The sequence below is a fragment of the Micromonospora antibiotica genome (assembly GCF_017599305.1).
GTDB classification, from domain to species: domain Bacteria; phylum Actinomycetota; class Actinomycetes; order Mycobacteriales; family Micromonosporaceae; genus Micromonospora; species Micromonospora antibiotica.
In genome coordinates this window covers 81,233-107,345 of sequence record NZ_JAGFWR010000019.1, presented here as the reverse complement: position 1 = coordinate 107,345, position 26,113 = coordinate 81,233, and the positions used below count along the sequence as shown (strand labels likewise).

18 protein-coding genes and 1 pseudogene are annotated in these 26,113 nt (G+C 72.9%); 13 read left to right on the top strand and 6 right to left on the bottom strand.

Annotated features, from left to right (window positions below):
• Positions 1 to 190: 190 nt before the first annotated feature.
• Positions 191 to 1,180 (top strand): selenide, water dikinase SelD, encoded by a 990-nt coding sequence (gene selD / locus JQN83_RS24885; protein ID WP_208569573.1) that lies wholly within the window; start codon positions 191 to 193, stop codon positions 1,178 to 1,180.
• Between the two features lie 317 nt (positions 1,181 to 1,497).
• Positions 1,498 to 1,977: a hypothetical protein gene (locus JQN83_RS24880; protein WP_145918479.1), complete on the top strand. Its 480-nt coding sequence runs from the start codon at positions 1,498 to 1,500 to the stop codon at positions 1,975 to 1,977.
• 164 nt (positions 1,978 to 2,141) lie between these two features.
• Here the strand turns inward: JQN83_RS24880 and JQN83_RS24875 are convergent, their stop codons facing one another.
• Entirely contained in the window at positions 2,142 to 2,369 is a 228-nt protein-coding gene (locus tag JQN83_RS24875) for a DUF2277 family protein (protein WP_208569572.1), read from the bottom strand.
• A gap of 66 nt (positions 2,370 to 2,435) precedes the next feature.
• On the opposite strand from JQN83_RS24875, the gene miaB reads away from it, so the two are divergent.
• On the top strand, positions 2,436 to 3,950 hold the full coding sequence (miaB, locus tag JQN83_RS24870; protein WP_208569571.1) for a tRNA (N6-isopentenyl adenosine(37)-C2)-methylthiotransferase MiaB: 1,515 nt from the start codon (positions 2,436 to 2,438) through the stop codon (positions 3,948 to 3,950).
• 46 nt (positions 3,951 to 3,996) lie between these two features.
• Here miaB and JQN83_RS24865 read toward each other — a convergent pair whose 3' ends face one another.
• The 3 genes from JQN83_RS24865 to JQN83_RS24855 all read right to left on the bottom strand — a co-directional run bounded on the left by JQN83_RS24865 (position 3,997) and on the right by JQN83_RS24855 (position 9,169).
• Positions 3,997 to 5,358: a pectate lyase family protein gene (locus JQN83_RS24865; protein WP_208569570.1), complete on the bottom strand. Its 1,362-nt coding sequence runs from the start codon at positions 5,356 to 5,358 to the stop codon at positions 3,997 to 3,999.
• A gap of 293 nt (positions 5,359 to 5,651) precedes the next feature.
• A complete protein-coding gene (locus tag JQN83_RS24860; protein ID WP_208569569.1) occupies positions 5,652 to 7,325 on the bottom strand; it encodes a cellulase family glycosylhydrolase in 1,674 nt (557 codons plus the stop codon).
• 635 nt (positions 7,326 to 7,960) lie between these two features.
• Positions 7,961 to 9,169 (bottom strand): DUF349 domain-containing protein, encoded by a 1,209-nt coding sequence (locus JQN83_RS24855; RefSeq protein ID WP_208569568.1) that lies wholly within the window; start codon positions 9,167 to 9,169, stop codon positions 7,961 to 7,963.
• 253 nt (positions 9,170 to 9,422) lie between these two features.
• On the opposite strand from JQN83_RS24855, the gene JQN83_RS24850 reads away from it, so the two are divergent.
• From JQN83_RS24850 to dapF, 4 genes are all read left to right on the top strand, one after another.
• A complete protein-coding gene (locus JQN83_RS24850; protein WP_244253123.1) occupies positions 9,423 to 9,872 on the top strand; it encodes a hypothetical protein in 450 nt (149 codons plus the stop codon).
• A 337-nt stretch (positions 9,873 to 10,209) separates the two neighbouring features.
• A complete protein-coding gene (locus tag JQN83_RS24845; RefSeq protein WP_208569567.1) occupies positions 10,210 to 10,983 on the top strand; it encodes a class III extradiol dioxygenase subunit B-like domain-containing protein in 774 nt (257 codons plus the stop codon).
• The gene (gene miaA / locus JQN83_RS24840; protein ID WP_244253154.1) at positions 10,929 to 11,891 is read left to right on the top strand and encodes a tRNA (adenosine(37)-N6)-dimethylallyltransferase MiaA; all 963 of its coding nucleotides are present in this window, start codon (positions 10,929 to 10,931) and stop codon (positions 11,889 to 11,891) included. The genes JQN83_RS24845 and miaA overlap by 55 nt, the downstream gene beginning before the upstream one ends.
• A 7-nt stretch (positions 11,892 to 11,898) precedes the next feature.
• Positions 11,899 to 12,732 carry a diaminopimelate epimerase gene (gene dapF / locus JQN83_RS24835; protein ID WP_208569566.1) on the top strand — a complete coding sequence of 278 codons (834 nt, stop codon included), beginning with the start codon at positions 11,899 to 11,901 and terminating at the stop codon, positions 12,730 to 12,732.
• 362 nt (positions 12,733 to 13,094) lie between these two features.
• Here dapF and JQN83_RS24830 read toward each other — a convergent pair whose 3' ends face one another.
• Positions 13,095 to 14,567, bottom strand: coding sequence for an NAD-dependent malic enzyme (locus JQN83_RS24830; protein WP_208569565.1), 1,473 nt, complete (start codon positions 14,565 to 14,567; stop codon positions 13,095 to 13,097).
• Positions 14,568 to 14,742: 175 nt separating this feature from the next.
• Here JQN83_RS24830 and hflX point away from each other — a divergent pair, with 175 nt between their 5' ends.
• Both hflX and JQN83_RS33895 read left to right on the top strand, forming a co-directional pair.
• Positions 14,743 to 16,194: a GTPase HflX gene (hflX, locus tag JQN83_RS24825; protein WP_208569564.1), complete on the top strand. Its 1,452-nt coding sequence runs from the start codon at positions 14,743 to 14,745 to the stop codon at positions 16,192 to 16,194.
• Positions 16,195 to 16,386: 192 nt separating this feature from the next.
• A pseudogene (locus tag JQN83_RS33895) lies at positions 16,387 to 18,099 on the top strand (hypothetical protein); the annotation flags it as partial.
• Positions 18,100 to 18,582: 483 nt separating this feature from the next.
• Here the strand turns inward: JQN83_RS33895 and lexA are convergent.
• A complete protein-coding gene (gene lexA / locus JQN83_RS24815; RefSeq protein WP_208569562.1) occupies positions 18,583 to 19,365 on the bottom strand; it encodes a transcriptional repressor LexA in 783 nt (260 codons plus the stop codon).
• A gap of 628 nt (positions 19,366 to 19,993) precedes the next feature.
• Between lexA and nrdR the strand changes: the two genes are divergently transcribed.
• From nrdR to JQN83_RS24795, 4 genes are all read left to right on the top strand, one after another.
• On the top strand, positions 19,994 to 20,482 hold the full coding sequence (nrdR, locus tag JQN83_RS24810) for a transcriptional regulator NrdR (RefSeq protein ID WP_208569561.1): 489 nt from the start codon (positions 19,994 to 19,996) through the stop codon (positions 20,480 to 20,482).
• A 79-nt stretch (positions 20,483 to 20,561) separates the two neighbouring features.
• The gene (locus JQN83_RS24805) at positions 20,562 to 23,447 is read left to right on the top strand and encodes a vitamin B12-dependent ribonucleotide reductase (RefSeq protein WP_208569559.1); all 2,886 of its coding nucleotides are present in this window, start codon (positions 20,562 to 20,564) and stop codon (positions 23,445 to 23,447) included.
• 117 nt (positions 23,448 to 23,564) lie between these two features.
• Positions 23,565 to 24,500 (top strand): DUF2332 domain-containing protein, encoded by a 936-nt coding sequence (locus tag JQN83_RS24800; protein WP_208569558.1) that lies wholly within the window; start codon positions 23,565 to 23,567, stop codon positions 24,498 to 24,500.
• 95 nt (positions 24,501 to 24,595) lie between these two features.
• Entirely contained in the window at positions 24,596 to 26,092 is a 1,497-nt protein-coding gene (locus JQN83_RS24795) for an alpha/beta fold hydrolase (protein WP_208569557.1), read from the top strand.
• Positions 26,093 to 26,113: the final 21 nt, after the last annotated feature.

Sequence of the window (26,113 nt, the reverse complement as noted above, 5' to 3'; positions counted from 1 at the left end):
GTCGTCGTACCGGAAAGCGGGGTCGGTCGACCCCCGGTTGGGCCACTGTAGGCGGGGCGACGTGGCGGATCGCAACCCAACGGGTCACGGAGAGGTAACACCGGTGTCGGGTGTGCTCCGGCGTCCGAATTTCGGCACCCGACGGGCCGGTCGGGTGGCGGGTGGACCGGGTGACGGAGATCATGGGGCGATGACCGAGCGGATCCGGCTGACCGAGTACGCGCGTGGTGGCGGCTGCGCCTGCAAGATCCCACCGGGGGAACTGGAGGCGATGGTCGCCGGCCTCGGGCCGGCCACCGGCACCGCCGAACTGCTGGTCGGTCTCGACCACGGCGACGACGCCGCGGTGGTCCGGCTGGACGAGCGGACCGGCCTGGTCACCACCGCCGACTTCTTCACCCCGGTCGTCGACGACGCCTACGACTGGGGGCGGATCGCCGCCGCGAACGCCCTCTCCGACGTGTACGCCATGGGCGGCACCCCGCTGGTCGCCATCAACCTGCTCTGCTGGCCCCGGGACACCCTCCCGCTGGAGCTGGCCCGGGAGGTGCTGCGCGGCGGTCAGGACGTGGCCCGGGAGGCCGGCTGCCACCTGGCCGGCGGGCACAGCGTCGACGACGACGGCCCCAAGTACGGGCTGGCCGTGACCGGGCTGGTCCACCCCGAGGAGCTGATCACCCTGGACGCCGGGCGGGCCGGGCTGCCGCTGTCGCTGACCAAGCCACTCGGCGTCGGGGTGCTGAACACCCGGCACAAGGCCACCGGTGAGGTGTCCGCCGAGGCGGTGGCGTCGATGACCACCCTCAACCGGGACGCGGCCCGCGCCGCCGTCGCGGCGGGTATCCGCTGCGGCACCGACGTGACCGGTTTCGGGCTGCTCGGGCACGCCTCGAAGCTGGCCCGGGCGAGCGGCCTGACGGTGGCCATCGACGCCGCCCGGGTGCCCTACCTGCCCGGTGCCCGCCAGGCGGTGCGCGACGGGCACGTCAGCGGCGGCACCCGCCGCAACCTGGACTGGGTGGGCCCGTGGACCGGGTTCGGGTCGACCGGGGAGGCGGACCGGCTGCTGCTGGCCGACGCGCAGACCTCCGGGGGGCTGCTGCTGGCCGGCGAGGTGCCCGGCGGCACGGTGATCGGCGAGCTGCTGCCCCGGGGCGAGTCGATGGTCGTCATCCGCTGACGCGTGCCGTTGATGCCTAACCGCTGACGGCTGACCGCCGCCCCCTGACCGCTGACTGCCGCCCCCTGGCGCCGGTGGCGGGCCCGGGCTTCCGACGCCGCGCCGGGTGGGCTGGGCCGTCGGTCGGCCGGTTCGGCGGGGCACCGTACCCGATAAACTGTCATCTTCCCGCTACTCCGGGCAATGCGGCGCTAGGAAATTTTGCCCGGAATGGTCACAGACCGGTAACTTGCCCCCGGCCGTGGGCAAATGCCCCCCACCATCGTGAGTAAGGCCCGATCCGGAGGCCGGTGGGACTAACGCAGCGAGGAGGCGGCATGACCGAGCTGTGGAACTGGAGAATCGACCGGGCCGCACCCGTGGAGGTGTACCCGGCCCTGGCCGAGGCGCTCGGACGGGTGGTGATGCCCCTGGCCGTGGCCGACCCGGCCCGGCTGCCCACGTACGCGGTGATCTGCGACGTGTGGGAGGCCCCGGGGGAGTTCGGGACGATCGTCGACTGCTACGGCGTACCCGAGTCGCTGCACGAGCTGAGCGCGGTCGCCGCGCTGGCCCGGCTGCTCGACCGGGACTGCCTGCTGGCCGACGACACCCTCGACGCCGGCCGGCACCTGCTGGTCGCCCCGGGAGGCACGATCCGCCCGGTGCACTTCGAGGTCACCGAGACCGACGACGGTGAGGTGCTCTCCGCGCGCCGGCTCTGCACCCTGGCGCACCCGGGCTGTCGGGGCTGGTCGCGGTGCTGCCGTTCGCGCTGGGCACCCGACTCGGTCAACCCGGCCCTGGCCGCCGCCTGACCGACCCCCGCCCGACGGCCCGTGCACCCAGGGCCACCGCCCGGTCCGTGGCGGTGCGGCCGGGGCCCGGCGGGTCAGACGGCGACGGCCCGGGGCCCGGTGGGTCAGGGGGCGACGGCCCGGGGCGCGGCGGGTCAGGGGGGCGACGGCCCGGGGCCCGGCTGTCAGGGGGCGACGGTGGGGCGGGTGCCCCGGACCTGCAACTGGTCCAGCAGGGTCGCGGTGGCGGCGGTCACCGCGCTCACCGCCGCCTCGAACGCCGCGGCGTTGTGCGCGGCCGGGGCCCGGAAACCGGACACCTTGCGGACGTACTGCAACGCCGCCGCCTCGATGTCGGCCGGCGTGACCGTCGGGACGTACGGCTCACGCAGGGTCTTGATGCTCCGGCACATGGTTCCTCCTCGTCGGGGTCTTCCCGGTCGGCCCCGGTCGGGCGGCCCGGATACGCTGTGCGTGTCATGACTACCGCAGCCGTGGGCAGCCCGCGCACCTACCAGGTGCGCACGTACGGCTGCCAGATGAACGTGCACGACTCCGAGCGCATCTCCGGCCTGCTCGAACAGGCCGGTTACGTGCGGGTCGCCGACGCCGACGACAACCCGGACGTGGTGGTGTTCAACACCTGCGCCGTCCGGGAGAACGCCGACAACCGGCTCTACGGCAACCTCGGTCACCTGCGCCCCGTCAAGGCCCGGCACCCGGGGATGCAGATCGCCGTCGGCGGCTGCCTGGCCCAGAAGGACCGGGGCGACATCGTCCGCAAGGCACCCTGGGTGGACGTGGTGTTCGGCACCCACAACATCGGCTCGCTGCCGGTGCTGCTGGAACGGGCCCGGCACAACACCGCCGCCGAGGTGGAGATCCTCGAATCCCTCGACGTCTTCCCGTCCACCCTGCCGACCCGGCGCGAGTCGACGTACGCCGGCTGGGTGTCGATCTCGGTGGGCTGCAACAACACCTGCACGTTCTGCATCGTGCCCGCCCTGCGCGGCAAGGAGAAGGACCGCCGCCCCGGCGACGTCCTCGCCGAGGTGCGCGCCCTGGTCGCCGAGGGCGTGCTGGAGGTGACCCTGCTCGGGCAGAACGTCAACTCCTACGGCGTCGAGTTCGGTGACCGGTACGCCTTCGGCAAGCTGCTGCGCGCGACCGGTGAGATCGACGGGTTGGAACGGGTCCGGTTCACCAGCCCGCACCCGAAGGACTTCACCGACGACGTGATCGCCGCGATGGCCGAGACCCCCAACGTCTGCCACTCGCTGCACATGCCGTTGCAGTCCGGCTCGGACGACGTGCTGAAGGCGATGCGCCGGTCGTACCGGTCGGAGCGCTACCTCGGCATCATCGAGAAGGTCCGGGCGGCGATGCCCGACGCGGCGATCACCACCGACATCATCGTCGGCTTCCCCGGCGAGACCGAGGCCGACTTCGAGCAGACCCTCGACGTGGTCCGCGCGGCCCGCTTCTCGTCGGCGTTCACCTTCCAGTACTCCAAGCGCCCCGGCACCCCGGCCGCGACCATGCCCGACCAGCTGCCCAAGCAGGTCGTGCAGGAACGCTACGAACGGCTGGTCGCCTGCGTCGAGGAGATCACCTGGGCGGAGAACAAGCGTCTGGTCGGCGAGACCGTCGAGGTGCTGGTCGCCGTCGGTGAGGGCCGCAAGGACGACCGCACCGGCCGGCTCTCCGGCCGGGCCCGCGACGGCCGACTGGTGCACTTCGCCACCGGGGCGGCCGGTGAGCCGGGCGCGGCCGGCACCATCCGACCGGGCGACATCGTGCACACCACCATCACCTACGCCGCCCCGCACCACCTCAACGCCGACGGTGCCCCGCTGGCACACCGCCGCACCCGGGCCGGTGACGCCGCCGAGGCCGGCCGCGCCCCGCGTACCCCCGGGGTGCTGCTCGGGTTGCCCACGGTCGGTGCGCCGGCCGCGACGCCCGCGCCGACGACCGGCTGCGCCGCGCACTGACCTCCCGGTCGGGGCCCGCCACCGGCGGACCCCGACCGGTGCGCGGTCAGACCGAGATCCGGCCCGCGCCGGCACCCGCCGTCACGATGGACTTCACGCTGCTCGCGCTGTCCAGGGTGTACTGGTACGGGATGCCGGCGACGCTGCCGCCGGTCTGCCCTGCGGGCGAGTTGACGAAGTGGTTGTTACGGGCCACCAGGCTGCCCGGCCCGGAGTCGGCCTCGCCGAGGTGGTAGGTGTCCTTGACGTTCTCGAAGTAGTTGCCCTCGACGAGCACCCCGGCGCTCATCGTGGACGCCACGCCGTAGCCGGCGTTGTTGTAGTAGTAGTTGTTGTAGACGTGCACCGGGTTGCCGAAGCGGACCCGGGGGTTGCGCTGCTTGCTGCCGTCGTACCAGTTGTGGTGGTAGGTCACCCGCAGGTGCCCGATGTCCTGGCTGCCGTTGTCGTCGCTGTGCCCGAGCAGCATCGTCTTGTCGTGGCTGTAGACCCGGTTCCAGGAGACGGTGACGAAGTCCGAGCCGCGCTTGATGTCGACGGTGCCGTCGTAGCCGTTGCTGAAGGTGTTGTGGTCGATCCAGATGTTGGTGGCGGAACTCTCCACGTTGATCGCGTCGTCGCTCCAGTTGCGGAACGTCAGGTTCCGGATGATCACGTTGCGGTCGCCGTTGACGGTGAACCCGCAGCCGACGATCGTCGCCCCGGCGTTGCCGAGCACGGTCTTGTTGGAGCGGACCCGCAGCATGCCCGAGCAGTTGATGGTGCCGGAGACCCGGATCACCGCCGCGCCGGTGGCGTTCAACGCGCTGGTCAGCGCCGAGGCGGTGGAGACGGTCGTCGCGCCCGCGCTGCCGCCGCCGGTGGTGCCGCCGTTCTGGGTGGCCCAGCCGACCAGGCCGGTCTGCGGCACGCTGGGCGGCGGGGTGGTCGCCGGGGGCGTCATCGGCGGGGGTGTGGCCGACGGCGGGGTGGTCGGCGCACCGGTGGGGGCGGTGCTCCCGGTGCAGGTCACCCCGTTGACGGTGAAGCTGGTCGGGACCGGGTTGCTGGAGTTGTTCCAGGTGCCGTTGAAGCCGAACGAGACGCTGCCGCCGGTCGGCACGCTCCCGTTGTAGCCCACGTTGGTGGCGGTCACCGTGCTGCCGCTCTGGGCCACGGTGGCGTTCCAGGCGTCACTGACCGTCTGGCCGGCCGAGTACGACCAGCGCAGGCTCCAGCCCGACAGCGGGTCGCCGAGGTTGCTGATGGTGATGTTGCCGGTGAATCCGCCCTGCCACTGCCCGCCGACGGTGTAGCTGACCGCGCAGCCGGGGGCGGCGTGGGCGGCGACGGCGGTGAGCGTACCGGTGGCGAGCAGGGCGACGGTGGTGGCGGCGATCAGCGTCGTACGACGCCGGGGTGTGCGCATGCTGCGTCCCTTTCGGGTGGGACAGGCTGCCGTCGACGGGAGAGCCACCGGTGGATGCCGGTGACCCGGGACGTCGCCGATCGGCCCCTGCCGAGGGGGTCAGGTCGGTACGAGGTGGATCCCGTGCGGTGCGCCCGCAGCCCGGACAAGCGCTTTCCCGAGCAAAGCATAGACAGTGGCAGATGTAAATCGGCGTGCCGGACGCGCGGCGGCGGTGATCCGGCAGGCGGGTCGCCGGTCGACGGGCAACGTCGACCGGCGACCCGCCGGTGGCCACTACGGACGGTCCCCGCTCAGCAGGCGGTGCCCTTGAGCTTCACCGTGGCCGGGGCGGCGGCCGTACCGTTGGCGGTGAAGCCCACGGTGACCGACGCGCCCGCCGCCAGCGACGGCGCGTAGGCCGGCCCGGCGGCGGTCACCGTCGTGCCGGACTGGGTGACGGTGGCGTTCCAACCGCTGACCAGGGTGACCCCGGCCGGCCAGGCCCAGGTCACCGACCACGGGTTGACCGCCGACGAACTGGTGTTCTTCACCGTCAGCTCACCCTGGAAACCACCCTGCCACGCGCTGACCTGCTTGTAGGTGGCGGTGCAGCCACCGGTCGGCGGCGGCGGGGTGGTGGTCGGCGGGGGCGTGGTGGTCGGCGGCGGCGGAGTGGTGGTCGGCGGCGGCGTCGTCGGGCCGGTGGTGGTCGGCGTCGGCGTCGGGGTGCCGGTCGGGTCGGTCCCGCCACCCACCGGCGGGATCAGGTACGGCTGGAGGATCGCCTGCTTGGCGGTGTTGACGTTGGTCCAGTCGTCCAGCGCGATGCCTCCCGTGTCACCCGAGTTCGGGTTCCACGACCAGTAGGTGAAGGACATCCCGTTGACCCCGGTGCCGGTGTATGCCATCAACTTCTCCAGCCACACCTTGTCCCGGGGGTCGGCCAGGGTGCTGCCGAACTCGCCCATCATGATCGGGGCGATGTTCTGCTTGTAGAGGTAACCCCAGTACCTGTCCCAGATCGCCGGCAGGTTCGCCGGGAAGTCGGCGGCCTTGAACCAGTTCTGCTCGTAGACGCTGGTGGCGTACTCGTGTGGCGAGTAGACCAGCCGGTTGGCCACGTTCAGCCGGACCGGGAACTGCCCGGCCTTGGACAGGTTGCCACCCCACCAGCCGCAGTCCTCGTCGTTGCTGGTGTCGTTGTCCCAGACGTTCGACAGGCCACCGCTGGGGCAGCTCACCCCCTCCACGAAGATCAGCCAGTTCGGCTGCACCCCGAGGATGGCGTTACCGGCCCGCTCGGCGGCCAGCCGCCAGTCCCGGGTGGTGTCGCCGCAACCCCAGCAGGCGCCGGTCGCGGCCGGGTTGGTGCCCTCGGCGTGCGGCTCGTTGTGCAGGTCCGCGCCGATGACCGTGGTGTTGCCGGCGTACCGCTGGGCCAGCATCTTCCAGTCGGCGAGCCAGGTCGCCTCGGAGACCGTCGGGGTGTACCAGAGCGGCGACTGCCCGGCCGCCGTCGGCCGGTGCCGGTCCAGGATGACCCGCATGCCCTTGCTGCCGGCGTAGGCGATCACCTTGTCGAGGATCTGCAACGGCGAGAGCCCGACCAGGTCGGGGTTGACGAAGTCGTTGATCCCGCTGGCCGTCGCGCCCGGCTTCACCGAGTCGTTCGAGTACGGGACGCGCAGCGTGTTGTAGCCCAGGCTGGCCATCTTGTCGAGCTGCCCGCGCCACGGGTTGTTCGACCACAGGCCGTGGAACGTCCGGTTGTCGGTCTCCATGCCGAACCAGTTGATGCCGGTCAGCCGGACCGTCGCGCCGGTCGCGTCGACGATCTTGCTGCCGTTCGTGTGCAGGTAACCGGTGCCGGTGCCGCCGACTGCGGCGGCGGCCGGCGTGGTGCTGACGGCCGTGGCGACGAGCACGCCGGCCGCGGCGGTGGCGAGCGCGGTGAGCGCGGCGCCGACGATGCGGGGTCGGTACATACGGGCTCCACTTCGAATGCCCGGCGTCGCGACGGCGACGCGGGCGGAAAACCAGGGATTCACCGGCCGCCGCCCGCCCGTCCCGCTCCTGCGGGGGTACGCGGACAGTGCGCGGCACGCCGGGTCACGTGGACGCGGCCACTCGCTGCGGTGCACCGGCGACTCCCGACGACGGTGTCCGTCGTCGGTGCCCTCGCGCCGGCGGGATCGACCTGGCTCTGCCGCCCATTCTGATCAGCCGGCCTCGATGCGTCAACCGCAGCCCCTGCGCTCACCACCGGGCGGGCGTGCCGGTACCCGACCTGGTGGGGCTGAGCCCGGTTGTGCTGGTGGGCCTGATCCTGGTTGTAGTGGCATCGCATCGTCGGGATACCACTACAACCACGATCGAGCACGATCTCGCCCGCCGGGTTCGGCGGGCGTGCCCGGCGGGGGCCGCCCGGCGGGGTGGGCCGTGCCCGGCGGGGTGGGGCGTGCCCGGCGGGGCGGGGGTGCCCGGCGGGGCGGCGGTGCCCGGCGGGGCGGGGGTGCCCGGCGGGGCGGGTGGGGTGGGCTCGGGTGGGGTGGGTTTCCGGGGTGGGGCATGGGGAAGCCCCCGGTCCCGAGGGGAGCGGGGGCTTCCGGGGCGTTCGGGGTCAGCCGGCCTGCTCGGCGAGCTGAAGGAACTGCCGCTTGGAGGCGAGCGCCTGCTCGGCCTCCTTGACCCGACGGGCGTCCCCGGCGGCCTGGGCCCGGGCGAGCCGCTCCTCGGCCTCGGCGACCTGCGCCCGCATCTGCGCGAGCAGCGGGTTGTCCTCCTTGGTGGTCCGCCGCCAGGCCGAGTCCATCACCTCGCGGACCTTGTCGTCGATGGCCCGCAGCCGCCGCTCCAGGCCGGCAGCCGCCTCCCGGGGCACCCGGCCGGCCTCGTGCCACTGGGCCTGGATCTCCCGCAGCTTGGCCTGGGCGCCCTTCGGGTCGCCGTCGACGTCCAGCGCCTCGGCCTCGACCAGCAGCGCCTGCTTGCGCTCCAGGTTGGCCCGCTGCTCGTTGTCCCGGGCCGAGAAGACCTCACTGCGCCGGCTGAAGAAGGCGTCCTGGGCGGCGCGGAACCGTTCCCAGAGCTTCTGCTCCGACTCCTTGGAGGCGCGCGGGGCGGCCTTCCACTGGTTCATCAGCTCCTTGAGCTGGTTGGCGGTGGCCGCCCAGTCGGTGGAGTCGGAGAGCTTCTCAGCCTCGGCGACCAGCTCTTCCTTGGCCGTGTGCGCCTGCTTGCGCTGCTGGTCGAGGGAGGCGAAGTGGGCGCCCCGACGCCGGGTGAAGCCGTCCCGGGCGGCGGCGAACCGCTTCCACAGCTCACCGTCGGCCTTCTTGTCGACCCCCCGGATGGTCTTCCACTCGTCGAGGATCTCCTTGAGCCGGTCACCCGCGGTCTTCCAGCCGGTCGACTCGGCGGCCAGCTGTTCGGCCTCCTCGACCAGGGCGGTCTTGCGGGCGAGCGCTTCACCCCGGGCGGCCTCCCGGGCGGCACGCGCCTCGGCGGCCTTCTCCTCGGCCACGACGGCGAGCTTGTCCAGGCGCGCGGCGAGGGCGTCGATGTCCCCGACGACGTGCGCCTCGGCCAGCGAGCCACGGATCCGCCGGACCGTGCTCAGCGAACCACCCGCGTCGGCGGCACCCGAGTTGAGCCGGGCCTCGGTCAGGTCCACCTCGGTGACCAGGTCGGCGAAGCGACGGGCGAAGTGGGTCAACCCCTCCTCGGGGGCGCCCGCCTGCCAGGATCCGACCACCCGCTCGCCCTCGCTGGTCTTCACGTACACGGTGCCGTCCGCGTCCACCCGTCCGAAGGCAGTCCAGTCGCTCATGTGCACATCCTCGTTCTCCCGGCGTCGACGGGAAACCCCGCACGATCGCCGCCACGGCGCAGCCAACTTGCTCCCGGCATTGTCACAGGTCCGCCCCCGTCCGCGTCGAGCGCCTGTCTCTGACCGTGACCATACGGTGTCCTAGCACCCACACACAGACTCCGTGGGGGGAGTGTCGCATTCCGCCGTACGCTGTACGGTAGGCCGTACGAGATGCTGCCGCCCTATCGACGGGCGGACGAGGAGGAGCAGGATGACCCAGTCCCACACCCGGATGACGCCCCCGGCCGACCCCGGTTTCGTGCCCGACGCGGCCGATCTCGCCGAGCTGGACGCGTGGTTCCGCCACTACGACGCCCTGGCCGAGGCGGGTGACGTCGCCGGCACCGCCGAGCTGGCGATGTTCCCGCTGAACACCGTCACCGACGACGCCTCGGGGGAGGGCTCCGCCCGCCAGCTCGACCGGGCGGCCTACCTGGAGATGATGGGCGGCGTGCTCGGCAGCGGTGGCGACCTGCGGATGGAGAGCCGCCGCACGCCCTACTTCCTCACCCGGAGCCTGGCCGTGGTGCTCACCGAGGCCGAGTTCACCCTCGACGGCGAACGCCAACGGGTGCGCTACGCCGACCTGATGGTCCGCACCGGCGGGCGGTGGCGGTTCCAGACCATGGTCCAGGGCGGCTGGGGCGGCCCACCGGCCTGATCCCGCCCCGCGGCCTGCCGAACCGGCTGGTTCCGGCGTCGGACGCCGGGCGGGTCGCTCCCGGTGTCGGGCCGTCGGCCGGGTCGTCCCCAGGCTGCCGACCGACTCGGTTCGGCGGTCAGCCTGCTGGGGCAGGCGGGTTGGGCGGTGCCGGGGCGCTGAGGTCGGGCTGCTGACCGACTCGGTTCGGCCGTCGGGCTGCTGCAGTGGTGGGGCAGGCGGGTTGGGCGGTGCCGGGGCGCTGAGGTCGGGCTGCTGACCGACTCGGTTCGGTGGTGGGGCTGCCGTAGTGGTGGGGCAGGCGGGGCGGGCGGTGCCGGGCCGCTAACGTTGCCTGGTGCCTCTGGTCGCCGCCGCCGTCTGCCCGCACCCGCCGCTGATCGTGCCCGAGCTGGCCGGGGCCGCCGCGCCCGAGCTGGCGGAGCTGCGCGCCGCCTGTACCGCCGCCGTCACCGCCCTCCACACCGCCGGGGCGGGCACCGTCGTGCTGGTCGGCGCCGGAGAGCTCACGGTCGAACTGGACCTGCCCCGCCAAGGCAGCTTCGCCCCCTGGGGCCTGCCCCTGGCGGTACGCCTCGGCGGGGGACCGGCCCCCGCCGACCCCGGCAGCGGCGACGATCGGCTGCCGCTGAGTCTGCTGGTCGGGGCCTGGCTGGTCGACCGGGTCGTCCCCCCGGCATCGGTGGCCTGGCGGATGGTGAGCATCGGGTCCGACGAACCGGTCGACCGGTGTGCCGCCCTCGGGGCCGGCCTACGGGTGGACGGGCCGTGGGCCCTGCTGGTGCTGGGCGACGGCTCGTCCTGCCACGGGCCGAAGGCACCCGGCTACGACGACCCGCGCGCCGGGGCGTACGACGAAGGGGTTGCCCGGGCCCTGGCCGACGCGGACACCGACGCGCTGCTCGGCCTGGACCCGGTGGTCTCGGCGCAGCTGGGGGCCGCCGGCCGGCCCGCCTGGCAGGTGCTGGCCGGCGCGGTGAGGGAGGCCGGCGGCGACTGGCGCGGCGAACTGCGCCACCACTCGCATCCCTACGGGGTGGGCTACCTGGTGGCCTCCTGGTCCCGGCCGGCCGGGACGGGCGGGGTGGGCACGGGCGGGGCGGCGCGGTGAGCGGCACGGTCGTCGCCGTGGTCGGGCCGACCGCGGCGGGCAAGTCGGCGCTGAGCATCGCCCTCGCGCACGCCCTCGGCGGGGAGGTGGTCAACGCCGACTCGATGCAGCTCTACCGGGGGATGGACATCGGCACCGCCAAGCTCACCCCGGCGGAGCGGGACGGGGTGCCGCACCACCTGCTGGACATCTGGCCGGTCACCGAGCCGGCCAGCGTCGCCGAGTACCAGCGGCTGGCCCGCGCGGCGGTCGACGACATCCTGGCCCGGGGGCGGGTGCCGCTGCTCGTCGGCGGCTCCGGCCTGTACGTGCGGGCGGTGCTCGAACAGTTCGAGTTCCCCGGCACCGACCCGGCGGTACGCGGACGGCTGGAGGCGGAACTGGCGCAGCTCGGCCCGGCCCCGCTGCACGCCCGACTGGCCGGGGCGGACCCGGTCGCGGCGGCCGGCATCCTGCCCGGCAACGGCCGACGCATCGTCCGGGCCCTGGAGGTGATCGAGCTGACCGGGGCGCCGTTCACCGCCTCGCTGCCCGACCCGACCCCGTACTACCCGGCGGTGCAGCTGGGCGTCGACCTCGACACCGCGCTGCTCGACGAGCGGATCGCGGCGCGGGTCGACCGGATGTGGGCCGACGGGCTGGTCGCCGAGGTCCGTACGCTGTGCGGGCACGGCCTGGCCGACGGCCGGACGGCCAGCCGGGCCCTCGGCTACCAGCAGGTGCTGCGGTTCCTGGCCGGGGAGACCGACGAGGCGCAGGCCCGCGACGAGACGGTCCGGGCCACCCGGCGGTTCGTCCGACGGCAACGCTCCTGGTTCCGCCGTGACCAGCGCATCCAGTGGCTGGACCCGACCGCGCCGACGTTTGTCGACACTGCGCTGCAGGTCGTCGCCGGGCATCGGCCATGATGGGGGCGTGGAGTTCACCAAGGGGCACGGCACCGGCAACGACTTCGTCATCCTGCCCGACCCGGACGGCGCCCTCGACCTGACCCCCGACCTGGTCGCCGGGCTCTGCGACCGACGGCGCGGCCTCGGCGGCGACGGCGTGTTACGGGTGGTACGCGCCGCGAAACACCCCGACGGGGTGGCCCTCGCCGATGAGGCCGAGTGGTTCATGGACTACTGGAACGCCGACGGCTCGTTCGCCGAAATGTGCGGCAACGGGGCCCGGGTCTTCGTCCGCTACCTGCTCGCGACCGGCCTTGCCGCCCCCACCGGCGGAACCCTGCCGGTGGCCACCCGCGCCGGCCTGGTGCGGGCCCGGGTCGACGGCGACACCATCGCCGTCGAGATGCGCCGCCCCCGGTTGTACGACGCGTCGCATGCCGCCCTGAGCGGGCTCACCCTGCCCGGCACGGCGGTGGACGTCGGCAACCCGCACCTGGTCTGTGCCCTGCCGGCCGGCATCGACCTGACCGACCTGGACCTGACCCGCGCGCCCGAATTCGACCCCCGGGTCTTCCCGCACGGGGTGAACGTCGAGTTCACCACCCCCGGTGCCCCGCTGGACGGCACCGACGGCCACGTGCTGATGCGGGTCTACGAACGTGGCTCGGCGGAAACCCTCTCCTGCGGCACCGGCGCCTGCGCGGTCGCCGCCGTGGCGCTACGCGACGCCGCCCGGGACACCGGCGTCGTGGCGGTCGACGTCCCCGGTGGCCGCCTCACGGTCACGGTGACCACCGACTCGTGCTGGCTCGCCGGCCCCGCCATCCTCGTGGCCACCGGCACCCTCACCCTCCCCTGACCCCACCCCCACCGCCCACCCCACCCCGCTCTGCCTCGCCTCACCCCGTCTCGTCTCGTTGATCAAGAGGTTTGCGTCAGAACCGGCGTGGCAGATGACGTAAACCTCTTGATCACCCGGTCCTGACGAGGTGACGTGCGGTGATCAAGAGGTTCGGGTCAAAGATGGCGGGCGGAGTGACGTAAACCTCTTGATCACCGGGGCCGGGCGGGGAGGGTGCGTGGTGATCAAGAGGTTTGCGTCATGGGTGGCGGGCGGATTGACGTAAACCTCTTGATCACCGGGGCGAGCCGAGCCTGGGGCGAGCCGAGTCGGGCCGGCCGGCCGGCCGGGGAGTGGGGCTCGCGGGGGAGGGGAGGGGGTCAGGGGGTGGCGCTGGCGGTGGCGGCTACCTCGGGGAGGTCGGCGGGGCCGGGGTCGGCGGCCGGGGGTGGCGTCGCAGCCGGGTTCTGGGCGGCGGCGCGGACTGCGGCGGCGACCGCCGGGGCGACCCGGGAGTCGAAGACGCTCGGCACGATCACCGTCGGGTTGATCTTGTCTTCGCCGACCACGTCGGCGATGGCCCGGGCCGCCGCGATCGCCATCTCCTCGGTGAACTCCTCGGCGTGCGCGTCGAGCATGCCCCGGAACACGCCCGGGAAGGCGAGCACGTTGTTGATCTGGTTCGGCTGGTCGGAGCGGCCGGTGGCGACGATCGCGGCGTGCTTGCGGGCCTCCCGGGGGTCGACCTCCGGGTCGGGGTTGGCCAGCGCGAAGACGATCGCGTCCTTGGCCATGGTGGCGACGTCGTCGCCGGTGAGCAGGTTGGGGGCGCTGACCCCGATGAAGACGTCCGCGCCCCGGACCGCACCGGCCAGGTCGCCGGCGTAGTTGTCCCGGTTGGTGTTCTCGGCCAGCCACTGCCAGGCCGGGTTGAGGCCGGTCAGCCCACGGTGCAGGGCGCCCTGCCGGTCGTACGCGATGATGTCGCCGACGCCCTGGCGCAGCAGCAGTTTCATGATCGCGGTGCCGGCCGCGCCGGCCCCGGAGACGACCACCCGGACGTCCGCGAGCTGCTTGCCCACGACGCGCAGTGCGTTGGTCAGCGCGGCCAGCACGCAGATCGCGGTGCCGTGCTGGTCGTCGTGGAAGACCGGGATGTCCAGCAGCTCCCGCAGCCGGGCCTCGATCTCGAAGCAGCGCGGCGCGGCGATGTCCTCCAGGTTGATCCCGCCGTACGCGGGGGCGATGGCCTTGACGATCGCCACGATCTCGTCGGTGTCCTGGGTGTCCAGCACCACCGGCCAGGCGTCCACCCCGCCGAAGCGCTTGAACAGCGCCGCCTTGCCCTCCATCACCGGCAGCGACGCCGCCGGGCCGAGGTTGCCCAGGCCGAGCACGGCCGAGCCGTCGCTGACCACGGCGACCGTGTTGCGCTTGATGGTCAACCGCCGGGCGTCCGCCGGGTTCTCCGCGATCGCCATGCAGACCCGGGCCACCCCCGGGGTGTACGCCCGGGACAGCTCGTCGCGGGTCCGCAGCCCGACCTTCGAGTGCACCTCGATCTTGCCGCCGAGGTGCAGCAGGAACGTCCGGTCGGACACCTTGCGCACGTCCACCCCGTCGAGCGCGGTGAGCGCCTCGACGACCTGGTCGGCGTGGCCGGCGTCGGCGGTGTCGCAGGTGAGGTCGACGATCACGTGGGTCGGGTCGGAGTCGACCACGTCGAGCGCGGTGACGATCGCCCCGGCCTCGCCGACCGACGTGGTCAGCCGGCCGATCGAGGAGGCGTCCGCGGGGACCGCGATCCGGATCGTGATCGAGAATCCGGCACTCGGCAGTCTGGTGATGGCCACGGAAATACCTCCGTCGTCGCTGGCGGCTCGTCGCCATTTCTACTCGCCCACCGGGCCACGGCGGCAGCCGCCCCCGCGTTCGGCGACCTCCACCACGGGCATATAGCAGTCGCGTTCCGCGTTGACCCGTGTCAGGATTACTCGGTACATGCACAGAACGGACAGGAGACGCAGCTTGCGCGACCAGGAGACCCACACCCCCTTCTCGGACGACGACCTCGACGCCACGACCGGTGAGTACGAGCTGTCGGAGCGGCAGGCGTTGCGGCGGGTCCCCGGCCTCTCCACCGAGCTGACCGATGTCACCGAGGTCGAATACCGCCAGCTCCGGCTGGAGCGGGTCGTCCTCGTCGGCGTCTGGACCGAGGGCACCCAGCGCGACGCCGACAATTCGCTGACCGAGCTGGCCGCCCTGGCCGAGACCGCCGGTTCGCAGGTGCTCGAAGGGCTGATCCAGCGCCGCAGCCGCCCCGACCCGGCCACCTACGTCGGCCGGGGCAAGGTCGACGACCTCAGCGCGGCGGTGCTCTCCACCGGGGCCGACACGGTGATCTGCGACGGTGAGCTCTCCCCGTCCCAGCTGCGCAACCTGGAACAGCGCACCAAGGTCAAGGTGGTCGACCGCACCGCGCTGATCCTCGACATCTTCGCCCAGCACGCCAAGAGCAAGGAGGGCAAGGCGCAGGTCGAGCTGGCCCAGCTCGAATACCTGCTGCCCCGGTTGCGTGGCTGGGGTGAGTCGCTGTCCCGGCAGAGCGGTGGCTCCGGGCGCGGCGGCGGCGCCGGTGGCGGCGTGGGTCTGCGTGGCCCCGGTGAGACCAAGCTGGAGACCGACCGGCGGCGCATCCGCCACCGCATCGCCCGGTTGCGCCGGGAGATCAAGGCGATGAAGACGGTACGCCAGACCAAGCGCGCCCGTCGGTCCCGTAACGCCGTTCCCGCGGTCGCCATCGCCGGTTACACCAACGCCGGCAAGTCGAGCCTGCTCAACCGGCTCACCGGCGCGGGCGTGCTGGTGGAGAACGCGCTCTTCGCCACCCTGGACCCGACCACCCGCCGGGCCACCACCTCGGACGGGCGGCTCTACACGCTGTCCGACACGGTGGGTTTCGTCCGGCACCTGCCCCACCAGATCGTCGAGGCGTTCCGTTCGACGCTGGAGGAGGTCGCCGAGGCCGACCTGGTGGTGCACGTGGTCGACGGCACCCACCCCGACCCCGAGGAGCAGGTCCGCGCGGTGCGGGAGGTGCTCTCCGAGGTCGGCGCCGACCGGCTGCCCGAGCTGCTGGTGGTCAACAAGACCGACGCCGCCGACGAGGAGACCCTGCTGCGGCTCAAGCGGCTCTGGCCGGACGCGGTCTTCGTCTCCGCGCACAGTGGGCGTGGCCTCGAAGGGTTGCGCGAGGTGATCGAGCAGCGGTTGCCGCGTCCGGCCGTGGAGGTCCGCGCGGTCCTGCCGTACGACCGGGGTGACCTGGTTGCCCGGCTGCACCGGCAGGGTGAGGTGCTGAGCACCTCCCACCTCCCGGAGGGCACCCTGCTGCACGTGCGGGTGGGGGAGGCGCTCGCCGCCGAGTTGACTCCGTTCGTGGCGGCGGGTGACCCTGCGGTGGCCGGCAGTCGGTGAGCGCTGCGGTGTGACCTGAGGTTCATGGCGGCATGCGACACTGACGCCATGCGCCGCGCTGTCTCCTCGGTCACGGTTGCCCTCGCCCTGTTCGGCGTGGCCGTGGCACCCGCTGCTGCCGCAGCGGCACCGGTCTCCGCTGCCACCTCCGGGGCGGCGTCGGTCCTGGCCACCCCCGTCGGGACGGTGCCGCTGGCCGGTGCGGTGCCGTTGACCGGTGCGGTGCCGTTGACCGGTGCAGTGCCGTTGACCGGTGCGGTGCCGTTGGTCGGGGTGGCGCCGTTGGCCGTCGCCGGCAAGAAGAAGTGCACCGTCACGGACGAGCGGCTGCGGGAGCTGTCCGGCCTGGTCGCCACGAAGACCGGCTATGTCGTGATCAACGACGGCACCCTCCAGGAGAGCCGCAAGCGGGTCTTCTTCCTCGACACCAAGTGCAAGATCGCCAGGGAGCCGGTCAAGTTCTCCGGTGACGGCCCGTTCGACACGGAGGACCTGGCCCTCTCCCCGGACGGCAAGACGCTCTGGATCGCCGACACCGGTGACAACGTGACCAGCAGGGAACGGCGTACCCGGGTCGCGGTCTGGACGATGCCGGTGACCGGGTCGAAGCAGCCGGTGCTGCACCGGCTGTCGTACCCGGAGCGCAAGCCGCACGACGCCGAGGCGCTGCTGATCGGCGCGGACGGGTCGCCCCTGGTGATCACCAAGGTGCCCAGTGGCAAGGCGGAGATCTTCACCCCGGAGACGAAGCTCGACAGCGGCGGCAACGCCGATCCGGTGCCGATGAAGAAGGTCGGCGAGATCACCCTGCCCAAGACCACCACCGACAACCCGCTCAACATCATCGGTCGGGTGGCCATCACCGGGGCGGCCCGCTCGCCCGACGGCAGCCGGGTGGTGCTGCGCACCTACGCCGACGCCTTCGAGTACGACGTCAAGGGCGACGACATCGTGGCCGCGTTGACCATCGGCACCCCCCGGGTCACCCCGTTGGCGGACCCTTTCGGCGAGGCCATCTCGTACACCCCGGACGGCACCGGGTTCGTCACCGTCTCCGACGGCGGGGAACTCTCCCCGGAGGACCCGATCGACATCCTCGGCTACACCCCGTCCACCAAGGGCGCGGAGGCGGTCGAGGGCGCGGCGGGGGCCAAGCCGGCGGCGGACAAGTCCTGGTACGACAACCTGAGCCTGGACCAGATCACCTACCTGATCGGTGCGGTCGGGGTGGTCGGCGCAGTGCTGGTCGGGGCCGGCATCGTCGGGATCGTGCGGTCGCGCAGGCGGGCCGCGGCGGCCGGCGAGATGCCTGACGATCCCGACGACGAGGTCTTCACCTCCGGCGCGGTGTCCCGGGTCGAGGGCTTCCCGGCCGGTGAGTCTCCCCCTGCCGCCGAACCGGCCCCGGACCGGCCGCGTACCGGCGGTGTCTACGGTGCTGCGGCGGGTGGTGGCCCCGCCCGGCCGGCCGGCGGCGCGGTCTACGGCGGAGGTCGGCCCCCAGCGGCAGCCGCAGCGGTCCCCTCCGGCGGTCCGGGAGGTGGCAGCCCTGCGGGCGGCGGACGTCCGGCGGGTGGTGGTGTCTACGGCGGCGGTCGCCCTTCCGGCGGTGGTGTCTACGGTGCCACCCCGGCCGGCGGTGCCGGTCCGCGCGGTGGCGCCCCGGGTGTCGGCCCGCGTGGTGGTGCTTCGGGCGGTGGTGCCCGGGGTGGTGCGCCGGCCGCCGCCGACCCGCGCGGTGGTGCGCCGGCCGGTGGACGCGGTGGTGTGCCGGCCGATGGGCGTGGTGCGCCGCCCGGGGCCCGTGGTGGTGCCCCGGTGGCCGGGCGTGGCACCCCGCCGGGTGGCCGTGGCGGTACCCCGCCGGGTGGCCGTGGCGGCCCGCCACCGGAGGGGCGCGGTGGTGCGCCGGTCGGTGCCCGTGGCGGCCCTCCGCCGGGTGGGCGGGGCGGCCCTCCGCCGGGTGGGCGTGCTGCGCCGGCGGCCGGTGGGCGTGGCGGTGCTCCGGTGGGTGGTCCCGGTGCTCCTCCCGCCGGTGGGCGTGGCGGTGCTCCCGCCGGTGGTCGTGGTGCCGGCCCGGCGGGCGGGCGGGGTGGCGCTGCGGGTGGTGGGGACGGTGTCTACGGTGCCGGGCGGGCCGAACCGCCACGGCGTGAGGGTGGGCCCCGGGAGCCGCGTTCCGGTCCACGCCGGGACGACGACCACGACGACCGGCGGGGCGGCCAGTACGGCCCACCGCCCGGCCGCAGCGGCGAGCGTTACTGACTTCTCCCCAGATCGCGGGCGTGCGCAGTCGACCAGGCACCTGCCACGGCCGTTGCGGGGCGGGGCACGGTCACCGGGGGCGGCACCGGCAGCCTCCGCCGGAGGCTGCCGGGCGGGACGAGGTCAGATCCGGCGGAGCACGGCCACGACCCGGCCCATGATGGTGGCGTCGTCACCGGGGATCGGGTCGAAGGCCGGGTTCTGCGGCATCAGCCAGACGTGACCGTCGCGTCGCCGGTAGGTCTTGACGGTCGCCTCACCGTCGAGCATGGCGGCCACGATGTCACCGGCCTCGGCGATCGGCTGCTGCCGCACCACCACCCAGTCGCCGTCGCAGATCGCCGCGTCGAGCATCGAGTCGCCCTTGACCTGGAGCATGAAGACCTCGCCCTCGCCGACCAGTTCGCGGGGGAGCGGGAACACGTCCTCGACCGCCTGCTCGGCCAGGATCGGCCCACCGGCCGCGATCCGGCCCAGCATCGGCACGTACGCCGGGGTGGGGCGCTGGGCTCGGCTCAGCTCGTCGTCGGCGTCGACGGGGGCGCGGACGTCAACCGCGCGGGGGCGGTTGGGGTCGCGGCGCAGGAAGCCCTTCTTTTCCAGCTCCTTGAGCTGGTAGGCGACGCTGGACGGGGAGACCAGGCCGACCGCCTCGCCGATCTCGCGGACGCTCGGCGGGTAGCCGTGCCGCTCCACCCAGCTGCGGATGAATTCGAGGATGCGGCGCTGGCGGGCGGTGAGGTCGACGGCGGCCGGGTCAGGGAAGCCGCTGACCACCGGCGTGACCTGGCGGACGGCCGGTTGGCCGGTCCGGCTGCGGGCGGCGCGGGGACGCCGAGTGGCCGGGGGACCCGCCTCGGCGATCGGCTGCGGGTTCTTCTGCCGGTTGGCCCGGTCCTCGGTCACGTCCGTCCTCCCTGGTCGGCGCTGGGTGCCTTGGCGGCTCGTGGTGCGCGCGGGGTGTCGCGGTGCCGGACCGACGTGGTGCGCCGTGCCCGGTCGTTCATGACCGTATAGGTGAGATCGGTCATTTTCAAACATCTGTACGACGCGTCTCGGCGTGTCGGGTGGAAAACCTGGTAACTCGTACGCCTGTTCTGGTAGATGGTACGTCCTCCTCGAACCCGTGTTCGAGGGGTTCGGTGGCCCGCCGGGTCGGTCAACCGTCCGGGTCGGGCTGGCCGGACGGCCGGTAACCTCCCCGGCGTCCGGTCGGTTGGAGCTGTCGACCCCCGGGAGCGGCGACGGGCCCGGGGTGGTGGGTCCGGGGGTGTTGGGCCCGGGGTGGTGGGGCGGTTCGGGCGTGACGCGCCGGACAGTCGGGCAACTTGACCCGACCCGGCCGGCGGCCTACGGTCGACCCCTAGATGTAGTAGTCACACGGGCGTAAGTTGCCCACAGGTTGGGTTCGACTACCCACCGCACTCCCGTATCGTCGACCACGGCGAGACCGGCGACACCGGTTGCGCCGGGTCGACGCGTGCCCGGAGGCGGGCGGGCAGGCGGCCCCACAGTCGATCAAGGAGGTCGGGCGATGCGGTGTCCGTACTGCCGGCACGCCGACTCCCGGGTGGTCGACTCGCGCGAGGCCGACGACGGCCAGCTGATCCGGCGGCGGCGCTCCTGCCCGGAATGCGGCAAGCGGTTCACCACGGTCGAGGAGGCCGTCCTCGCGGTGGTCAAGCGCAGCGGGGTGACCGAGCCGTTCAGCCGGACGAAGATCATCGGCGGGGTACGCAAGGCGTGCCAGGGCCGGCCGGTCGACGAGGACTCCATCGCGCTGCTGGCGCAGAAGGTCGAGGAGACCGTCCGGGCCAAGGGAGCTGCCGAGTTGCCGAGCCACGACGTGGGACTGGCGATCCTGGGCCCACTGCGCGACCTGGACGAGGTGGCCTATCTGCGCTTCGCCAGCGTCTACCGCTCGTTCGACTCGCTGGCCGACTTCGAACGGGAGATCGAGACCCTCCGGGCCGCCGCACAGGCCCGCGTCGACGCGGCCGGGGCCGCCGACCGTACCGACTGAGTCTTTTACCAAGTGACGACCTGGATTTCGACAGTGACGACGCGTGGCGGGTGGCCGCGCAGACGAGGGGGCCGATGAGATGGCGGGGGACGGCGTGACAACAAGCCGGACGCGGGCGGCGAAGAACGGCGCGGCGACGGGGCTGAAGGTGCAGCGGGTCTGGACGACCGAGGGCGTGCACCCGTACGACGAGGTGGCGTGGGAGCGCCGCGACGTCGTCATGACCAACTGGCGGGACGGCTCGATCAACTTCGAGCAGCGCGGGGTGGAGTTCCCCGAGTCGTGGAGCGTCAACGCGGCGAACATCGTCACCACCAAGTACTTCCGGGGCGCGGTGGGGACCCCGCAGCGCGAGTGGTCGCTCAAGCAGCTCATCGACCGGGTGGTCAGCACCTACCGGGCCGCCGGTGAGCAGCACGGCTACTTCGCCAACCCGGCCGACGCGGAGATCTTCGCGCACGAGCTGACCTGGATGCTGCTGCACCAGGTGTTCAGCTTCAACTCGCCGGTCTGGTTCAACGTCGGCACCCCGTCGCCGCAGCAGGTCAGCGCCTGCTTCATCCTCTCGGTCGACGACTCGATGGACTCCATCCTGGACTGGTACAAGGAGGAGGGGCGGATCTTCCAGGGCGGCTCCGGTGCCGGGGTCAACCTCTCCCGCATCCGGTCCTCGAAGGAGCTGCTCTCCTCCGGCGGCACCGCCTCCGGCCCGGTCAGCTTCATGCGCGGCGCGGACGCCTCCGCCGGCACCATCAAGTCCGGCGGCGCCACCCGGCGCGCGGCCAAGATGGTCATCCTCGACGTGGACCACCCGGACATCGAGGAGTTCGTGGCGACCAAGGCGCGCGAGGAGGACAAGATCCGTGCGCTGCGGGACGCCGGCTTCGACATGGACCTCGGCGGTGCCGACATCGTCAGCGTCCAGTACCAGAACGCCAACAACTCGGTGCGGGTCTCCGACGAGTTCATGGCGGCGGTGGAGAACGGCGGCGGCTTCGACCTGCGGGGCCGCCTCGACGGGCAGACCATCGAGACCATCGACGCGCAGAAGCTGTTCCGTACCATCGCCCAGGCCGCCTGGGAGTGCGCCGACCCGGGCCTGCAGTACGACGACACCATCAACGACTGGCACACCTGCCCGGAGACCGGCCGGATCACCGCGTCGAACCCGTGCTCGGAGTACCTGCACCTGGACAACTCCTCGTGCAACCTGGCCTCGCTCAACCTGATGAAGTTCCTCCGCGCCGACGGCGGCTTCGAGGTGGAGAAGTTCGTCCGGTCGGTCGAGTTCGTCATCACCGCGATGGACATCTCGATCTGCTTCGCCGACTTCCCCACCGACAAGATCGGCGAGACCACCCGCGCCTACCGGCAGCTCGGCATCGGCTACGCCAACCTCGGCGCCCTGCTGATGGCCTCCGGCCTGCCGTACGACTCGGAGCAGGGCCGGTCGGTGGCCGCGGCGATCACCTCGCTGATGACCGGCACCGCGTACCGCCGTTCGGCCGAGCTGGCCGCGATCGTCGGCGCGTACGACGGCTACGCCCGCAACGCCGAGCCGCACAAGCGGGTGATGCGCAAGCACGCCGCCGCCAACGACGCCATCAAGCCGGCCGGCACCGTCGCCACCGCCATCGCGCGGGAGGCCACCAAGCAGTGGACCGAGGGCAACAAGGTCGGCGACCGGTACGGCTGGCGCAACTCGCAGGCCGCTGTGCTGGCGCCGACGGGCACCATCGGCCTGATGATGGACTGCGACACCACCGGGGTCGAGCCCGACCTGGCGCTGGTGAAGTTCAAGAAGCTGGTCGGCGGCGGCTCGATGCAGATCGTCAACCAGACCGTGCCGCGCGCCCTGCGCAGCCTCGGCTACCCCGAGGAGCAGGTCGAGGCGATCGTCGAGCACATCGCCGACCACGGTCACGTGGTGGACGCCCCCGGCCTCAAGCCGGAGCACTACCCGGTCTTCGACTGCGCGATGGGCGAGCGGTCCATCGCCCCGATGGGTCACGTGCGGATGATGGCGGCCGTCCAGCCGTTCATCTCGGGTGCCATCTCCAAGACGGTCAACATGCCGGAGCAGGCCACCGTCGCCGACGTCGAGAAGATCTACTTCGAGGGCTGGAAGCTGGGCCTGAAGGCGCTGGCGATCTACCGGGACAACTGCAAGGTCGGCCAGCCGCTCTCGGTGGCCAAGCCGAACAAGACCGCCGCCCCGGCCGCCGTCGAGACGCCGGCCCCGGCCGCCGTGGAGAAGGTCGTCGAGTACCGGCCGGTGCGTAAGCGGCTGCCGAAGAAGCGCCCGTCGGAGACGGTCTCCTTCTCCGTCGGCGGCGCGGAGGGCTACCTCACCGCCTCGTCCTACCCGGACGACGGGCTGGGCGAGGTCTTCCTCAAGATGTCCAAGCAGGGCTCGACCCTGGCCGGGGTGATGGACGCCTTCTCGGTGGCCATCTCCATCGGCCTGCAGTACGGCGTCCCGCTGGAGACGTACGTCAGCAAGTTCACCAACATGCGCTTCGAGCCGGCCGGCATGACCGACGACCCGGACGTGCGGATGGCCGCCTCGGTGATGGACTACATCTTCCGGCGGCTGGCGTTGGACTTCCTACCCTACGAGCGTCGTGCCGAGCTGGGCATCTTCACCGCCAAGGAGCGGGCCGCGCAGCTGCGGGCCGAGGCCGATGCGGAGATGAGCGGCACGGACCTGACCGCGATGGCGTCCTCGGCCCCGGTCGAGGCGGCCGAGCCGAAGACCGGCCCGCTGGCCCAGCCGGCCCAGGAGCTGGCCGAGGTGGCCGCCGCCAAGCCGGCACCCGCCGTCGGCTCCTCCACCGAACTGCTGGAGGCCGTGATCGGCAAGGCCGCCGACGCGCCGCTCTGCTTCACCTGCGGCACGAAGATGCGCCCCGCCGGCAGCTGCTACGTCTGTGAGGGCTGCGGCTCCACCAGCGGTTGCAGCTGACGTACGCGTCGAACGGGAGGGCCGGCACCCGACGGGTGCCGGCCCTCCCCGTCGATGGTGAGCGGCGCGACACCGCGCGGGGCCGCGTCGCAGGGGCGCAACGGGGATGATCGGGGCATGACCACCGCCGACCGGTACGTCGAGTTCGCCACCCGGGAGGCGCACGGTGTCTCACCGGCCTACGAGCGGTTGGCCCACGCGGTCGCCCGGGACGACGAGTTGCTGGCGCTGCTGGACGATCTGCCCCCGGCCAAGCGGCAGCCGCAACTGCTGCTCGGTGTCGTCCGCTGGCTCGGTGGTCCGGTCGACGACCCGGCCGCCTTCCGTGCCCACACCGTGGCGCACTGGGCCACCGTGCGGGCCGCGATGCTCACCCGGGCGGTGCAGACCAACGAGGTCGGCCGCTGCGCGGCGCTGCTGCCGGTGCTGGCCGCGCTGCCGCAGCCGCTGGCACTGCTGGAGGTCGGCGCGTCCGCCGGTCTCTGCCTCTATCCCGACCGGTACGCCTACCGCTACGGCGACCACCTGCTCGGCGCGGGCGACCCGGTCCTCGACTGCGCGCTGACCGGCACCGAGCCCCCGACCACCCGCCCCGAGGTGGTGTGGCGGGCCGGTCTGGACCTGAACCCGCTCGACGTCACCGACCCGGCCGACGTGGCCTGGCTCGACGCGCTGATCTGGCCGGAGCACACCCACCGCCGGTCCCGGCTGCGGGCGGCAGCGGCGGTGGCCGCCGCCGACCCGCCGGAGCTGGTCCGTGGCGACCTGGTGGACGATCTGCCGGCGTTGGCCGCGCGGGCACCGGCCGGCGCGACGCTGGTGGTCCTGCACACCTCCGTGCTCTACCAGGTGCCGTCGGCGCCTCGGGCGGCCTTCGTCGCGCTGGTCCGCGCCCTGCCCGGCCACTGGGTGTCCGCCGAGGCGGCCGACGTGCTCGCCCTCGACGGGCTGCCGGAACCGCCCGACGGGACGCTGCACAACGTGCTCGCCCTCGACGGGACGCCGCTGGCCTGGATGCGCTCGCACGGCCAGGCGGCCCACTGGTTCGGCTGACCGGTTCGGGCCGTGACCTTCCGTGCGGGTGACGGGACGGTGGATGACGGCAGTCGTCACTAGGCTGGGGTGCCGACAACTCCGGTTGAGGTGTCATGGCGAAGCCGTCGCTGTCCCAGTCCGCCCTTCTCACCCGTGCCACCCGGTCGGTCCGGTGGCTCGTCACCGGTGTCGCACCGCTCGGCTGGGGTCTGCTGGTCGGCTGGTGGACCCCGCGTGGTCCCGGCACCACCGCCGAGGCGGTGACGTCGATCCTGGTCAGCCTCGCGGTCGGTGGGCTCGCCGGCTGGGCGGGCCGGTCCCGGGCGGCGATGCTCGCGGCTCCGGTGTTCTTTGCCCTCGCCGTCGAGCTGGTCCGCTGGCCGCTGCGGGGGCCGACCGTGGACGCTCCGCACCTGACCGGCTTCGGTATCGGCGCGCTGCTGCTGGGCCGGGGCGTGCACGGGCTGCTGTCCCTGCTGCCGCTGCTGGTCGGTGCGGCCTACGGTGCGGGTCTGGCCCGGCGGGTCGCCCCGGCGACGGGCCGCCGTCCGGTGTGGACCTGGCTGGGACGGGCCGGGGTGGGGTTGCTCGCCGCGCTGGTCGCACTGGTGACGGTCGGGGTGGCACTGCCGGCGGTCACGGCCGCCGTACCGGGTGGGATCGCCGAGCTGACCACGGTGCGCGGTGGCGGCGACCGGGAGCTGGGGGTGCTGCTGCGCGGGGCCGACCGGCGTGCCCCGGTGCTGCTCTTCCTGCCCGGTGGGCCGGGCAGTTCCGAGGTGGGGGCGGTCCGTCGGCACCTCCCCGACCTGGAACGGCAGTTCGTGGTGGCGACGGTGGACCGGCGCGGCGCGGCCCGGTCCTGGGCGGCGTTCCCGCCCTCGTCGTCGCTGACCCTCGACAGCGAGGTCGCCGACCTGCTCGCCGTGGCCGACCGGCTGGGGCAGCGCTTCGGCCGATCGGACGTCTACCTGGTGGCGCACTCCGGCGGGTCGTTGGTCGCGGCCGTCGCCGTGCAGCGCCGCCCGGAGCTGTTCCGGGCGTACGTCGGGGTCGGCCAGGCGGTCGACCTGCGGGCCGCCGACCGCAGCCAGTACACCGACACCGTTGCCTGGGCAGGCCGTACCGGGCGGGCCGATCTGGTGCGGCAGTTGACCGATCTGGGGCCGCCGCTGTATCCGGACATGTACCACTACGAGCCGCTGCTGGCCAATGAGGCAGCCGCCTTCGACTTCGACCGCACCGGCAACCACGAGGGCCGGGGCGGGACGGGGGAGAACCTCGGCGTCGCCGAGTACACCCTGCTGGAGAAGGCGCACGTGCTCGGCGGCACCCTGGACGGCTGGGACGTGCTCTACCCGAAGGTCCAGCAGGTCGACCTGCGTACCCGGGTGCGGCAGCTGGCGGTGCCGGTCTACCTGGTCGACGGCGTGCACGAGGTGCCGGGCCGGCTGGCCCTGACCGCCCAGTGGTACGCCCAACTCCAGGCCCCGCACAAGGAACACGTGCTGCTGGACGCCGCCGGCCACCGGTCGCTCTTCCAACGACCCGGTCCCTTCGTGGACCTGCTGACCCGGGTACGCGCCGAGACCGCCGGCCCGGGGCAGTGAGCCCACCGGGTCCGTAGACTC